This is a genomic window from Pseudomonas weihenstephanensis (assembly GCF_001043055.1).
Classification (GTDB): Bacteria; Pseudomonadota; Gammaproteobacteria; order Pseudomonadales; family Pseudomonadaceae; genus Aquipseudomonas; species Aquipseudomonas weihenstephanensis.
The window spans coordinates 120002-133928 of record NZ_JYLF01000012.1 but is presented as its reverse complement, the minus strand read 5'-3'; the positions used below and the strand labels follow the sequence as shown (position 1 = coordinate 133928).

The following is a 13927-nucleotide window of genomic DNA, read 5'->3' as shown; positions in this document are numbered from 1 at the left end:
CCGCCGCTGACTTCCTGCAACCAGGCATCGAACACCGCCGCGCCGCTGGCCACGTCTTTAATGTCGATAGCACTGATCGGCACGATGGCCACTTGTGGGCCACGTTTTTCTGCAACAGCATTTTCAGTCGTCATGACAGCATCTCACCCGCCAGCAGGCCGGGGGTTTTGAAGACCAGCACCTGAAAAACCGCCCCGTCGAGGGCCAGCGTGAAATGGGGCTGATGGGCCGGTGCGAACATCCCTTGTTCCTCATGCAGTGTTGCGATTTTCGTCGTGTGGAAACAGGCGCCGAAAACAGAAAAATTCTGGGGTCATGCACGCACCACCCCGAACCAGGCCGGTGCGCTCAAACGATAAGCCAGTCTTAGCCAGCGACAGGCGAACGCCAGTCATCCGAACCGGACGTGCCGCACACTTCGTGGGTCCAGGTGATTTTGCGGTAGGTGAATTCCACGTCTTCTAGGTGCGTGAAGTGCGCGTTCGACGGGTCCTGGCAGTTGTGCATGTAGTCCTTGATGTCAACGATGATCGCGTCTTCAAGTTTGGTGGTGTAGTAATGCTCTTGAGTACCGGCAGCCGAGGTGCGGAACCACTGGATTTCGATCTCGGTCAGGCGCTCGCCGGAGGTCAGCGCAGCCAGCAGCAGCGGCGAGGACTTGTCGAACACCTTGGTGATTTTTACCGGTTTGTGCACACGCTGACCGGTCGGTTGGCCGGACTGCGGGTCGCGAGGAATGATCACTTCGTGGCTGAAGCCCTGAACCATGACCTGGTCTTCATGACCTTCCTGATAGGTATTGCCCACTGAGTCCGCGGTAAACGCACCGGCAGTGATCAGACCCTGTTTGGTGCCCGTGATGGACATATACGCTGGCGTCGCCATGGAGGCTCTCCTTGCTGAAAAAAAGGACTTGAAAGGCCCAAATGCCGTTCAAGTGCTGATAGAGACAGTCAAGGTTCATGCCAAAGCTCATTAAATCTATATAAAACAATGAGATAACAAAATTAAGTCCATCGGAACGATGATTTTCACGTAAGAAACATCGACAAAGTGCGCAAGAAGTTGCGCAGTGCTGCGCAACTTCTTGCGCACTCGTCTACAGCTCGCGTCTTATATGCGCTGTAGCCATGTATCCACACGGTTATCCACATTTGAGTGCGCAACTTCTTGCGCAGTTGCCTTCTAAGTCAATAATTGCACTTATCATTTTTACGGGGATGCAGAACATGTGAACAACAGGGTTATCGAGAGGTGAAATCAGCAATAGTTTTTCAGGCTTTTTTTGAATATTTTCAGATAAGCTTTTTGAAAATATCGGCTTCTAGCAAACCGCAGGCTGTCCACCTAAATCCCTTTTCCGTCCCCTAAACATGGTCGTCCTCACCTACCGAAGCACTGAATAAGTATCTAAAGTCTGTACAAAAATACTGTGTTGCGACAGCCGGTTGAGTCCGCCCAGCACTGGAGCCGCCAATTTTTGCCAACGATTATGACGCTACCCCATGCGCCAGAGCATGAGCCTCTGAGGAAATGGCTGGGATAATGCAACGAAGGCGCGTGTAATTCGCAATTTGAAAAAGACTAAATACCGACTATTGTATTTATGAGAAGCCAGTAAGACCAGCGAGGCCTCAGCCAACACCTAATGCATAACTAGAACTGAAGCCGGCCCCATAATTTTAACGATGGATAACCCTGGCGAAAACTGAAGAGAACCTCAAAGTCCTGCCCGGTACAACAAGCCCTCCAAAAAACGGGCTAAATGATTTGTGTTTTTTGAAATTCAGCTATATGCAACAATCACAAGGAGCCGTTAAGTGCCATACACATCTGATAATTTTGAATCTCGTTCATATTCAGAAGCCGAAGCTAAAAAGGTATTAGCAAGATTACAGTCCATTATTGATAATGAAAAAGAATATCGAAGGAATATGTTGGATTCAGCAGATGCTTTCTCCTCAATTTTAAGTGCCTCGGGTGATGTGTTGGGTATGATTTCTCAACAAGAAAAAGCCAGCAGGAGCGTTGCCTTTAAAATTAAAAACGACAGCGAAATGGTGTTGATCCCACAATACACCACAATTAAAGACGTTAAGTCGGTTAAAGAAAACATGAATGTTTGTGCTCCGGGAATTGGCACGCAGATTAAATTTTCATACAGTCACAATGGTGGCATTAATGCTGGTGGACATATTGAAATAGGATTCATGCTTACCAATTCAAAATTTGATTCTTTAAAGTGCGTCATTGACTTTCAAACGAATTATGATGAATGGCACCCAAGGATGGTCGAAATTATCGACCCCGAAACAGATAAAGCAATAAAGAGACACCTATTCAAAACCAGTCGTTACAGCTTAAGCTATATTCGATTCAATCATAAAAGCAATGAAAGCTTTTCTTTCGGGTTAGCTACATTTAACAGCCTGGATAGCAAAGGGGAATCATATCTAAACCTTACGCTTACCGCATGGCGAAAGGCAGCGGATGATGTGTTGTAAATGTATTTGAACCAATATTGACAGGCGATAAATAATGACCTCTAAAGATTTTTCCGCAAGTACCTCCAGAAACTCCAGCTCATGCCTAAAATTATCTAAAGCGTACTGGAAACATATTCACAGAACTTCGGGGGAAGACCAGTCAGCGAGAATACTTCCATATATTGGCTTGGTTGCAGGAATGATTTCAGGGACAACGTCGTTAATAAACGGTGTTATGGGCATGAAGAATTCCAACAACGCCGCGAGATCGATAAATGTTTCTATTAATAACTTCTCCAAATATTCATTGGTTATTTATAAGCTAGCGGACGTTTTCGAAACGGAAATCAATGACATTATAATACCAAGGGATCAGAAAGGCACGCTGATACTCAATAACTGTAAGTTTGAAGTCAATAATGGGCCAGAGCTACACATCATGATTGATGATGGCAAAGCCAGTGCTTTATGCATAGCCAAATTGGGATGGACGCTAAGCAAAGAGCAAATGCGCATCCGCTCTATCACATTCAACGTTGATAGAGATATTGTTTATAATGATTCAGATTGCAGTTCCACAAAAGGTAATCTTGACTATCCGATTTACGACTTAGCTTCGCCAGGAAACAACAACGTATCTATTATCATTACTAACCCTCCAGTAAAGGATGCTGAATGCAGCATTAGTATCAATTTCTTTGACGGCGACGTTTAATTTTCTAACTTAAAAGGCTGTGAATACGACCTCGTTTCTCCCAGGCTTGTTCGTGCTGCATGGATATTTTCGTCAACGATCCGAAAGGTAAAGCAAGCCTAGAAACACGCGAACATATTTATTGCGGATACCTAAATAAACTCTGAAAAGACTGGTGCAATACGCCTGCTCCACGAACTGAACGCTTGGGCCATGATGAAACAGATGTCTTTCGCTGATGCCGAATCCGCTGATAAACGTAAGCTGACCTGTCGCGAGCTTTTTCTGATTGCGCCGGTTGCGTCGAGTAGGACTGACAGCCGCAGGTCAGCAGTAGCAAGGCGATCACGCAGACGTGCCTGTTTCGTTTTCTCATCGGTGAGGGCTCGGTAATGGGATTGGTCGCTGGCTGCCAGCCATTGCTCCAGGGCGAGGCGCTTGCCCTGCTCTGCCATAATTTGCTCTGAGTTGGCATTGCCCAGATTGGTGCGCTCGGTTAGGTGGGCCGTTTCCTTGATGGCCAACCGCCGACCATGGGCGTTGGCCTGCCACTCCCATGTGGCCCACGCGCTGCCAGCCATAAGTCCAAGCGTCAGCAGTAATGACCCGCCCCACTTCACCGCATCAAGCTTCAAGACAACACCTTCAGTGCTCGCGCATAGAGCATCTGACGATCAGCCAGCCCATTCAGCCCGCCATTGATGCGCCGGGTGATGGTTTCAAACTTGCCTTCATCAGCCAGGGTGTTGTGGCCTCGGGTGGCCCAAAACCACGCCGCCGACATGCACGCGTGTTGTGGCTTTTCCAGCAATTCGGCTTGGTTGATCAGATCAAGGCCCAGCGCTTCGCCGCAGGTTTTGTAGTTGCTGCGGCCGGTGATCTGAATCAGGCCACGGCCGCGATATTTGGGGCCGTCCCCCGACTGAGTGTTGCCGAGGTCGACCCTGCCCTCATATCGAGCTTGCACGGCGGTTGGGCCCCAGATTTCTCGCATGCATTTGAGCTGATCTGACTGTCTCTTTCTTAATTGTGAATGACTCTTGAATTGAGCGAGCAACAAAGCTCAACAGATGATTTCGGATGACCGGTAGGCAAAACTGTAACTTCTGACAGTATCGTTCCTCATCCGGTAACCCCAAGATCAAATACCACTTACCATTTCAATAACAAGGTAAACAACCATGGCTACCGGAACAGTTAAGTTTTTCAACGTATCCAAAGGGTTCGGCTTCATTAAATCTGATGACAGCGACGCTGATATTTTCTTTCACGTAACTGACTTAGGAAGTTCTACATCACCTAATGCATTGAAAGAGGACGTTAAAGTTTCTTATGAACCATCAAAAAACATTAAAGGTGTTGCGTCAGCCGTGAATATTAAAGTTATTTAGTTAGAAATCCAGCAAACACCGGGGCTGGGTGATACGTGCGGCTTCAGTCTTTGGTCAGGATGACTATTTTGGGCAGCGGGGAGCGTTTCTTGATGTCGACGACGGAGCCCAGCCACGCGGTGTAGTCCGGCGCGTTGCCCTGGCTCAGGCCGTCATAGTCAGCCTCCAGACCGTAGCGGGTCTGACTCGCTCAGGTAAGCCGCGCGGCGTGTGGCCAATATGCCGTCGAGTTGGGCGCGTTCTTTGTCAGCCTGAAGCTGTTCGGCGGTTTTGAGTTGGCTGAAGTCGATGTTCATTCAGGAAGCCCTATGTGGCCGCCCGTGCCGCCCTTGGTCACCGGCACGACGTTCTCGGTTGAGACGGCGCCCAAGTTGGCCACGGCTGTTCCCCACTGAGTGAGCATCAGACGTATTTGATCGGCCAAGTCTTTGACGTGGGTTTGTGCGGGGGTGATGGCATACGGCGCGCCGTTTGCTGAGGCACCGTTATAGGCGGAACGAATAGATAAAACAGTGGCGCTCGGGATGTTGACAATTTCGTAAACGGCGCCCTCTGACATCCCATACACAATGCCATCAACCCCCGTAAGAGCATTACCTAAAAAGGCATTGGCGGCTCTCGACCACGGTAAACACGCCGCATATTCGACCCCCCGCGCTCAACGGAATATCAATTAAGTGGTGTGCCTGGCTGTCAACATTGGCGGTTTAGCGCCGAACCAATTCCCATCGTCCTCCCGCGTAACCGTATCGCCTGCCGTATCGATCCGTCCCTGTCGGTTCAGGTGCACCCATGGATGCGATGACGTTCAAGGGAGCCTGCAACGAGTTGAAAGTGATCTCTCCTGCCTCGTTAAAGGTTTTGAGGTATAGCCCTCCTGGAATGTCATTTCTCATCAGATCGAAGCAATAGAGCAACAACCGGTTATAGACCCTGCCCGTCCTGCGATTGATGCGAACAGGGAACGGACAGAACACAGCAAGACCTCTGGCTGTATCGCACCAAACAACGCGACTGATCGGGTTGCCATTAACGTACACGGCGCGCTGGCCACGGCCATCATTCAGGTGATGAAAGCTGTTTGTGGTTGCCATCGGTAACGTCCTATAAAGCGTGGCTCGGCTCAGTCCATTCGAAGGATGCGAACGACATTGCCTCGGGCACGGTATACCAGTACCGATAGAACAATCAGCACCATCAACAAGAACGGCGACACTGTTGAAACGGGCTTGGAAAACATCACGGACAGAGTAATAAACAGTGACTCGCACCCTGTACCAACGACCAGCAAGTAAGCCAGCCATGACACTACCGTCAGCGTGATAAAACTCACTTTTGGCGAACACGACAAAGCCGAGATTTGGCATATGGGTGTGCTGAGTAGTGTTGATAAGATTGGCGGTCAATCGCAGGAACTCAGCGGGAGCGCTGTCTGCCAACCTTCTCAATGTAAGAGATAGACGATCAATGTTGCCGACACTTACAGCGTCAACTACGGCCTTCGTATCACGAGCTACTTGTTCAGACATTTTCTGCGCCTGCGAACGAGAAAGCCCGCGACTTGGCGAGCCTTGGAATAGATTGACCCCAACAACACTCCCGGCTTGGAGCGACGGGTGTGGCGGGTCCGAAAACGAAAAAGCCCCGGCAAATGCCGAGGCTTGATTTTAGAAATGTACAGATGTTGCACCCAGTAACAGTCCAGCATCCACGTACATTTAGAGGAGCCGTTCACGGCTATCCACTGGGTCTACGGCTAGACCGGTAAAAGCCCGGTCGCTGATAGGAACTACTCGCGATATGTCTTAAAATAGCCGGTTGCCGAAGAACCGTCATGACCATGAAGGGCTTCCATCCTTAAACAAATAAGAGTGATTAAGATGAACAAGCCTTTCATTTCTCTGTGCCCTGAAATTACTCGTGCGCACGCGCTGAAGCTGATGGATTGGTTGGAGGATGAACGCGTCACCTGCTATCTGAGCGATTCGCGTCATGTCTCCCGCTCCATCGAGCAAGCCATCGATCGGACTCAATCGCCGATCCTTACCCATCTATTCAACAGGGGCGGTCGGTTCTTCATGGCCTACGACCGGCATGACGCGCCGGTAGGCTTTGTCCGTCTAATCAAGACCGACTCAAATTGCGAGATAGTCCTGGTCATCGGAGACAGCGATAAATGGGGCCGAAACCTTGGCGCCCGCACGATCCGCGAAGGTATGAAACTGGCCTTTCTCGACATGCGGGCAAAGAAGCTCATCGCCAAGATCCACCCGGACAACGCGCGCTCGCTGAAAGCCTTTCTGCGCAGCGCCTTTGTACTTGAGAGCGAAACTCCGACATTAAAGTCATTCTCAATGACGGTAGGGCGCTATCTCCAGCTATTGCGAGAAGGCACCGTTGGCGATTCTACTAGGATCTACATCACTGAAATCGACAAGGCCAGGCTCGAGAGTCTAATCGCGCTCGAGGAAGGCCCGGCCGTTGTTGAACTCGAACATGAGCTCGAGCGAGCCATTGTCGTCAAGCCGCAGCAGGTGGCCAGCAATGTAGTTACGATGAACTCCAGGGCCTTGCTGCAGCTGGATGACGAAGAGATCGAAGTGGCCTTGGTCTATCCTGAAGACGCGGACACCAACGCAGGTAAGCACTCCGTACATTCCGACATCGGCGCCGCCATCTTGGGCTATCAGGAGGGTGACGCCATCGACTGGAGGATATCTGATCGAACCCGTCGGATTGAGATCAGGAAAGTGCTTTACCAGCCGGAGGCTGCGGGCGATTTCCACCTATGATTTCGCGTTCTGCTAAGTGTTCGCCCATCTGGCCCAAAGCCATAACCCTCAAAAAAAGAACGCCGAGCGCTGCGACTGGAGATGCAAGCTACCAAGACCTCACACCTTTAGCCCTTCTTCCGTAACGAAAAAGCCCCGCTCAGTGGCAGGGCTTTGACTTGTCATCTCTCATAACGCGCAAGATCGACATGATGGGGTTAATTTACGGCGCGGTCAGGGGCATCACTCAAATCCAACTTGTGAGCGCAGCAGTGAACGGCCCAGCGGTAAGCACTCGGCTCCACCGGGGTCAGGTTGGGGAAGCCTAGCGGTGAGCAGTGACCAGCTTCGGCAGTCCCAGCATTTCCGCCGTTGGCGTGCACCAACCGATGAACACACCCACACTGGGCACAAAGTCCTTGGCAGCCTGACGCGCTCGCATCAGTCCAAATCTCAGTTGCTCAGTGCTGCAAATACCCGCTTCGAAAAAACCCTGCATCCACTGCTGCTTGGCAGCTTTGTACGTCGCCATGTCCGGCCATGCTTGCTTCCAGGCAAGAAAGATCGAGCGCAGTTCGCGAAAGAGACCGTTGATCACCTTCCCCCGCTCACCGAGAACGGCTCAGACGCACACCTGGTTGGCGCATTCGCCGGTACCGCGCTTTGGAGTGTGGCCGGGTATTCGATTGTCATTTTTGTGGTTCGCAGAAACTAACCGCAGGGAATTTATAGAGGTAACTCCAGGAAAGTTGAATCAGCCCCTATGTCTGATTACGAACCGGACAAAGTGCCAGAAGGAAAAATGGCAGAGATGCTCGGCACTACAAAACGAGCGCTCGAAGGCAAAAGAGCACGCGGGGTAATCCCTATAGGGTTTGGAACAATTTTGATGGGCGAATTTTGTATAGTTTAGGGAGATATGACGCATGGCTAGAAAGCCAATGGGCTTGTCCGCAGGAGTTGAATGTGCAGGTCAGTCAATTCGCATCAGGTTCACGTGGCAGGGTGAGCGGCGATGCGAAACACTTGCCTATCCCCAAACGCCGAAGGGGATCAAAGCAGCCGCTGATTGACGCGCTCACGCAGTCAGTCTCGCGAAACATAAGGTGCTCGATGAGCGCCGGTATGCAGAGCTTTTCCCTCAGTCGAGTTATGCCACTGACTCATTTTCAATTGTGTTCGGCGAGCACGCGCAGATCTGGTTGAAGGGTCGAGAGATTGTGAGTGGTACCCGTAAAAACTACCGAGTCTCGCTCAACCTCTACTGGATGCCCGCGCTCGCCACCATCCTTACGTTTTCCCACCCAGCCGGAACGTTGAGTTCATACAGCAGGCAAGCGTAAGCGACAAACATTTCCAGGAAGCATTAGCAAAACTGAAAATCAGGGTGCGTCGCCAATACAACTGTAGGCACACGTACGCTACCATGTGCCTCATTGCAGGCATGAACCCTGCGTTTATCGCCAATCAGCTAGGCCACAGCGTGCAGATGTTGCTTTCAACTTACGCTAAATGGCTAAATTCCAGCACAGACTGGAGCGAGCTCGGGAAACTCGAAAACAGCATGATTGGTACAAATTTGGTACGACCCGACGAGGTGCCACTATGAAACCCGCACGGAATATAGCCCTGTGACATTGGAACAAAACTACACCGCCATCCTCGGTCAACTGGGCGAAGACGTCTCCCGTGAAGGCCTGCTCGACACACCAAAGCGCGCAGCCAAAGCCATGCAGTACCTGTGCCGTGGCTATGAGCAAACCCTGGAAGAAGTCACCAACGGTGCCTTGTTCAGCTCGGACAACAGCGAAATGGTGCTGGTCAAGGACATCGAGTTGTATTCGCTGTGCGAGCACCACCTGCTGCCGTTTATCGGCAAGGCGCATGTGGCCTACATTCCGAGCGGCAAAGTACTGGGCCTGTCGAAGGTGGCACGTATCGTCGATATGTATGCCCGTCGCCTGCAAATCCAGGAAAACCTCAGCCGCCAAATTGCCGATGCCGTGATGCAAGTCACGGGCGCCCTGGGCGTTGCGGTGGTGATCGAAGCCAAGCACATGTGCATGATGATGCGCGGTGTCGAGAAGCAAAATTCGTCGATGATCACCTCGGTGATGCTCGGCGAGTTCCGCGACAACGCGGCCACACGCAGCGAGTTCCTGAGTTTGATCAAGTAATACGCGTATAAAAAAACCGGCGTTCATCGCCGGTTTTTTTTCGTCCGCCGAATTCAGGTAAGCTGCGGGCCTTATTTCTTGCCCCATGAGGCTTTTACTGTGTTTATCAAAGCGCTTCGCGTAGGCCTGGGTCAGTTGATCATCGCTGGCGACTTCATGACCCGCCCCAGTAAAAAACAACGCCCTGACGCTGCTCAGGCGCAGGTGGACCAAGCGGCCAAAAACCTGACCCTGTATCAGTTCCATGCCTGCCCGTTCTGCGTCAAAACCCGCCGCACCCTGCGCCGCTTGAACGTGCCGGTGGCGCTGCGGGATGCGAAAAACAATGAGCAGGATCGCCAGACCCTGTTGGAGCAAGGCGGCAAAATCAAAGTGCCGTGCTTGCGCATTGAAGAAGATGGCAAGACGACCTGGATGTACGAGTCCAAGGTAATCATTGAGTACCTGAACAACCGTTTCGCCAACGTGTAACCCGCAAAACTCAGGCCTCGCCCGCCACTCCAGGGTGGGCGGATGTAAAAAAACCGGCACATGGCCGGTTTTTTTATGGCGCGGGTTTATCCCAGCATCGTCACGTGGCGTGGGTGACTGGCCACCCGCTGTAACCAGGCCTGAATACTCGGGTAAGACCCAAGCTCAAAGCCGCCCTGATGGGCGACATGGGTGTAGGCGTACAGCGTCACATCGGCAATCGAGTAGTGCTCGCCCACCAAATAGGGTGTGCGGGCCAACTGTTGCTCCATGACATCCAGCGCCTTGTAGCCGCGCTTTTGCAGTGCGCGATACTCCTCAAGTCGCGCTTGCGGCAAACCCAGATAAAACTGGATAAACCGCGCCACCGCGATGTAAGGCTCATGGCTGTATTGCTCGAAAAACTGCCATTGCAACACCTGGGTGCGCAAGCGCGGTTCGGTCGGCAGAAACTCGCTGCCGTCCGCCAGGTAGTTGAGAATCGCGTTTGACTCCCACAAGCACGTGCCGTCTTCAAGCTCCAGCACCGGCACTTTGCCGTTGGGGTTTTTCGCCAGAAATTCCGAGGTTTCGGTTTCGCCCTTGAGAATGTCCACCGGATGCCATTGGTATTCAAGCCCCAACAAATGCAGCATCAGCTTGATTTTGTAGCAATTGCCCGAGTTGTAATCGCCATAAACCTTGAGCATCGCGACTCCTTTTACGCCGCCTGGGCGGCTTGTGCCTGACGAATAACATTAGCCAGGCGCTTAAGGCCCTCGTGCAAACGCGCAGGGTCGATGTGGCTGAAGTTCAGGCGCAGGCTGCCAACGTTCTGGTCCGGCTCGGCAAAGAACGGTTCGCCCGGCATGAATGCCACATTCTGCTCCAGCGCCGGCTTGAGCAAAGTACGGGTGTCAAATGGTTGTTTGAGAGTCAGCCAGAAAAACAACCCGCCCTGTGGCACCTGCCAATCGGCCAGATCCGCGAAGTGCTCTTGCAGCGCGGCTTGAAAACCATCACGGCGAATGCGGTAGAAGTCACGCAACTCGGCCAGGTGATTGCTCATTTTTTGCGTGCCGATCCACTGCAAGGCTTGCCATTGGCCCACACGGTTGGTGTGCAGGTCGGCGGATTGCTTGAGGCGCAGCAAATGCGGGTACAGATCGGGGCTGGCAATCAAGAAACCGACGCGCAGACCTGGCAGCAAGGTTTTGGAAACAGTGCCGGTGTAGATCCAGCTGGCCTTTTTCAAACGGCTGACAATCGGCGTGGCGCTGCCACCGTCGAAGTTCAGCTCGCGGTACGGCTCGTCTTCGATCAGCGTCACGCCGAACTCGTCCAGCAAGGCTGCAACGGCATCGCGCTTGGCTTCGCTGTAACGCACGGCCGACGGGTTCTGGAACGTCGGGATCAGGTAGATGAAGGCGGGCGAATGTTGTTCCAGCTCGCTGCGCAGTGCGGCCAGGTCCGGGCCATCGGCTTGCAACGGGAAGCTCAGGCACTGCGCGCCGAACAATTGGAAAATTTGCAGCGCCGCCAGGTAAGTCGGGGCTTCGAGCATGATCTCGGTGCCCTTGTCGATGTACAGCTTGGCGGCCAGGTCGAGGGCTTGCTGCGAACCGCTGAGTACCATCACTTGGCTCGCGTCGCAGTCAACGCCCAGGGCGCGGGCCTCTTGGGCCAGCACTTCACGCAGCGCCGGTTCGCCTTCGCTCATGCCGTATTGGCCCATCGAGGCGGGCATGTCGGTCCAGTCGACTTTGGGCAGCATCGCTTCGGCCGGTAGACCGCCTGCAAAGGACATGACTTCCGGACGTTGAGCCGCAGCCAGAATTTCACGAATCAAAGAGCTTTTCAGGCGGGAAACACGTTCGGAGAAGGCCATATAGATCACCGGTAGCGGAAGTAATTGGAAATAAGTCAAACTGATTGACCGAAATTACGCCGCGCAGCCTAGATACGTCAATATGCTTGACCTTAAAAATCCGACCACTCAGCGTGCCGCCATGCAAGCCTTCTTCTTTGGCTATCAAGCATTTACCGCCAAAGCGGATGAAATGCTGGCGCGTCGTGGGCTGAGCCGGGTGCATCAGCGCATCGTGTTTTTTATCGCGCATTACCCCGGTGTCAGCGTCAAAGAACTGCTGACATTGTTGGGGGTCAGCAAGCAGGCACTCAATACGCCATTGCGCCAGTTGATCGAGATGAACCTGGTGCGCAGCGTCGCGCCAGAGACCGACAAGCGCAAGCGCCTGCTGGCGTTGACCCCGCAGGGCGTGCGTTTTGAGCGCAATTTGCGTCGCGAACAGGTCAAGCTCTTGCAACGGGTATTCGCCCAAGAAGGCGAAGACGCGGTGAACGGCTGGTTGGCAATCAATCATGCCTTGGGGCAAAACCGTACCTGACGCGGTCATCACCCTCCCCCTGACAACACCCTTCGTACATTTCTGAAAACATTATTTGCTTTATTTGTATACAAAAGCATAATTCAGCTCACGCTATTTCTTGACCTTGCAGTCAGAAAAAGCCGTTTCTTGCCTTATTTGCCTCAACCAGCGCGCTCAAAAACAATAAAAGCCTGAGGAAATCACTGTGGACAGCTCTAAACCGCAAGCCCCTGCCCTGGACCTTTCACCGCCCGTTCAACGCGGCTGGCTGGAACGTCTGTTCAAACTGTCGCTGCATGGCACCACCGTCAAAACTGAGTTGATCGCCGGGCTGACCACGTTCATCACCATGGCGTACATCATCTTCGTCAACCCCAACATCATGGCCGACGCGGGCATCAATCACGGCGCGGCCTTTGTTGCCACCTGCATTGCTGCCGCCCTCGGCAGCTTGCTGATGGGTTTGTATGCAAACTGGCCTGTGGGCCTCGCACCCGGTATGGGCTTGAATGCGTTTTTCACCTACACCGTAGTCGGCACCATGGGCTACAGCTGGGAGACCGCGCTGGGTGCGGTGTTTGTCTCGGGCGTGTTGTTTTTGATCCTGACCCTGTCGCGCATACGCGAATGGCTGCTCAACAGCATCCCCGTGAGCCTGCGCTATGCGATGGGCGCAGGGGTCGGGCTGTTCCTGGGCATCATCGGCCTGAAAACCTCGGGCATCATCGTCGACAGCTCCGCCACCCTGATCAAACTCGGGTCGTTGCGCGATCCGGCCCCCTTGCTGGCCGCCGTGTGTTTTTTGATGATTGCGATCCTCAGTTACCACCGGGTGTTCGGCGCCATTTTGATCAGCATCATTGCCGTTACGTTGGCGGGCTGGAGCCTGGACCTGGTGCACTACAACGGCATCCTCTCCGCCCCGCCCAGCCTGGCGCCGACGTGGATGGCGATGGACCTCAAAGGCGTATTCAACATCAGCATGATCAGCGTGGTCCTGGCCTTCCTGTTTGTGCACATGTTTGATACCGCGGGCACCTTGATGGGCGTGGCGCAACGTGCAGGGCTGATCAAGGCCGACGGCAAAATCGAAAACCTGTCACGCGCACTTAAAGCCGACAGCGCCTCCAGCGTTTTTGGCGCCGTGGTCGGCGTGCCACCGGTCACCAGCTACGTCGAAAGTGCCGCCGGGGTTGCCGCAGGCGGGCGCACCGGGCTGACGGCTGTGACGGTCGGCGTGCTGTTCGTCGCGGCCATGTTTTTCGCACCGCTGGCCGGCATGATTCCGGCGTATGCAACGGCCGGTGCGTTGATTTACGTGGCCATGCTGATGATGGGCGGCATGCAGCACATCAACTGGGAAGAACCCACCGATTGCATCCCGGCGATTGTGACCATGATCATGATGCCGTTGACCTTTTCAGTGGCAGACGGCATCGCCCTGGGTTTTATCAGCTTTGTGGCGCTAAAGGCGGGCACGGGTAAATACCGGGAAATCTCCGTCAGCGTGTGGGTGCTCTGCGCGATTTTCATTGCCAAGTTTATTTACCTGTAAACGCGGCAATACC

Annotated in this window: 16 protein-coding genes and 2 pseudogenes; 9 read left to right on the top strand and 9 right to left on the bottom strand. The window is 53.1% G+C overall.

The genetic code is table 11. The features are described 5' to 3' along the window. Positions 1 to 366 precede the first annotated feature (366 nt). Complete coding sequence (locus tag TU86_RS21380) at positions 367 to 885, bottom strand: Hcp family type VI secretion system effector (protein WP_048365727.1); 519 nt, start codon at positions 883 to 885, stop codon at positions 367 to 369. A gap of 935 nt (positions 886 to 1820) precedes the next feature. Between TU86_RS21380 and TU86_RS21375 the strand changes: the two genes are divergently transcribed. Together TU86_RS21375 and TU86_RS21370 are read left to right on the top strand one after the other, a co-directional pair. Further along, on the top strand, positions 1821 to 2504 hold the full coding sequence (locus TU86_RS21375; RefSeq protein ID WP_157395933.1) for a hypothetical protein: 684 nt from the start codon (positions 1821 to 1823) through the stop codon (positions 2502 to 2504). Positions 2505 to 2538: 34 nt separating this feature from the next. Then, positions 2539 to 3201, top strand: a complete 663-nt coding sequence (locus tag TU86_RS21370; RefSeq protein WP_157395932.1) for a hypothetical protein — start codon at positions 2539 to 2541, stop codon at positions 3199 to 3201. 131 nt (positions 3202 to 3332) lie between these two features. Here the strand turns inward: TU86_RS21370 and TU86_RS23175 are convergent, their stop codons facing one another. Together TU86_RS23175 and TU86_RS21360 are read right to left on the bottom strand one after the other, a co-directional pair. Then, entirely contained in the window at positions 3333 to 3815 is a 483-nt protein-coding gene (locus tag TU86_RS23175; RefSeq protein WP_239658848.1) for a hypothetical protein, read from the bottom strand. After that, positions 3812 to 4195, bottom strand: a pseudogene (locus tag TU86_RS21360) (glycoside hydrolase family 19 protein); the annotation flags it as partial. The gene TU86_RS23175 and the pseudogene TU86_RS21360, both read right to left, overlap by 4 nt. Before the next feature lie 166 nt (positions 4196 to 4361). Between TU86_RS21360 and TU86_RS22735 the strand changes: the two are divergent. After that, a complete protein-coding gene (locus TU86_RS22735) occupies positions 4362 to 4571 on the top strand; it encodes a cold-shock protein (protein ID WP_082152940.1) in 210 nt (69 codons plus the stop codon). Positions 4572 to 4729: 158 nt separating this feature from the next. Here TU86_RS22735 and TU86_RS23455 read toward each other — a convergent pair whose 3' ends face one another. From TU86_RS23455 to TU86_RS23870, 3 genes are all read right to left on the bottom strand, one after another. Next, entirely contained in the window at positions 4730 to 4867 is a 138-nt protein-coding gene (locus tag TU86_RS23455) for a hypothetical protein (protein ID WP_239658847.1), read from the bottom strand. Beyond that, entirely contained in the window at positions 4864 to 5130 is a 267-nt protein-coding gene (locus TU86_RS22240) for a hypothetical protein (RefSeq protein ID WP_053076081.1), read from the bottom strand. Before TU86_RS22240 ends, TU86_RS23455 begins: the two co-directional genes overlap by 4 nt. A gap of 148 nt (positions 5131 to 5278) precedes the next feature. After that, complete coding sequence (locus TU86_RS23870; protein ID WP_478003143.1) at positions 5279 to 6100, bottom strand: hypothetical protein; 822 nt, start codon at positions 6098 to 6100, stop codon at positions 5279 to 5281. Between the two features lie 351 nt (positions 6101 to 6451). On the opposite strand from TU86_RS23870, the gene TU86_RS21340 reads away from it, so the two are divergent. Then, positions 6452 to 7363 (top strand): bifunctional GNAT family N-acetyltransferase/nucleoside diphosphate kinase regulator, encoded by a 912-nt coding sequence (locus tag TU86_RS21340; RefSeq protein ID WP_048366311.1) that lies wholly within the window; start codon positions 6452 to 6454, stop codon positions 7361 to 7363. Positions 7364 to 7667: 304 nt separating this feature from the next. Here TU86_RS21340 and TU86_RS21335 read toward each other — a convergent pair whose 3' ends face one another. Beyond that, positions 7668 to 7940, bottom strand: coding sequence for a replication protein P (locus TU86_RS21335; RefSeq protein WP_239658845.1), 273 nt, complete (start codon positions 7938 to 7940; stop codon positions 7668 to 7670). A 328-nt stretch (positions 7941 to 8268) separates the two neighbouring features. Between TU86_RS21335 and TU86_RS22725 the strand changes: the two are divergent. The 3 genes and pseudogenes from TU86_RS22725 to TU86_RS21325 all read left to right on the top strand — a co-directional run bounded on the left by TU86_RS22725 (position 8269) and on the right by TU86_RS21325 (position 9990). Continuing rightward, a pseudogene (locus TU86_RS22725) lies at positions 8269 to 8951 on the top strand (Arm DNA-binding domain-containing protein). A gap of 22 nt (positions 8952 to 8973) precedes the next feature. Beyond that, a complete protein-coding gene (gene folE, locus TU86_RS21330; RefSeq protein ID WP_048366310.1) occupies positions 8974 to 9519 on the top strand; it encodes a GTP cyclohydrolase I FolE in 546 nt (181 codons plus the stop codon). Between the two features lie 99 nt (positions 9520 to 9618). Next, positions 9619 to 9990, top strand: a complete 372-nt coding sequence (locus tag TU86_RS21325) for a glutathione S-transferase N-terminal domain-containing protein (protein WP_048366309.1) — start codon at positions 9619 to 9621, stop codon at positions 9988 to 9990. An 86-nt stretch (positions 9991 to 10076) separates the two neighbouring features. Here the strand turns inward: TU86_RS21325 and TU86_RS21320 are convergent, their stop codons facing one another. Both TU86_RS21320 and TU86_RS21315 read right to left on the bottom strand, forming a co-directional pair. Then, positions 10077 to 10679, bottom strand: a complete 603-nt coding sequence (locus TU86_RS21320; RefSeq protein WP_048366308.1) for a glutathione S-transferase family protein — start codon at positions 10677 to 10679, stop codon at positions 10077 to 10079. Between the two features lie 11 nt (positions 10680 to 10690). Beyond that, positions 10691 to 11857, bottom strand: a complete 1167-nt coding sequence (locus tag TU86_RS21315; protein WP_048366307.1) for an aminotransferase-like domain-containing protein — start codon at positions 11855 to 11857, stop codon at positions 10691 to 10693. Between the two features lie 82 nt (positions 11858 to 11939). Here TU86_RS21315 and TU86_RS21310 point away from each other — a divergent pair, with 82 nt between their 5' ends. After that, positions 11940 to 12377 (top strand): MarR family winged helix-turn-helix transcriptional regulator, encoded by a 438-nt coding sequence (locus tag TU86_RS21310; protein ID WP_048366306.1) that lies wholly within the window; start codon positions 11940 to 11942, stop codon positions 12375 to 12377. Positions 12378 to 12564: 187 nt separating this feature from the next. Next, positions 12565 to 13914, top strand: coding sequence for an NCS2 family permease (locus TU86_RS21305; protein ID WP_048366305.1), 1350 nt, complete (start codon positions 12565 to 12567; stop codon positions 13912 to 13914). Positions 13915 to 13927 lie beyond the last annotated feature (13 nt).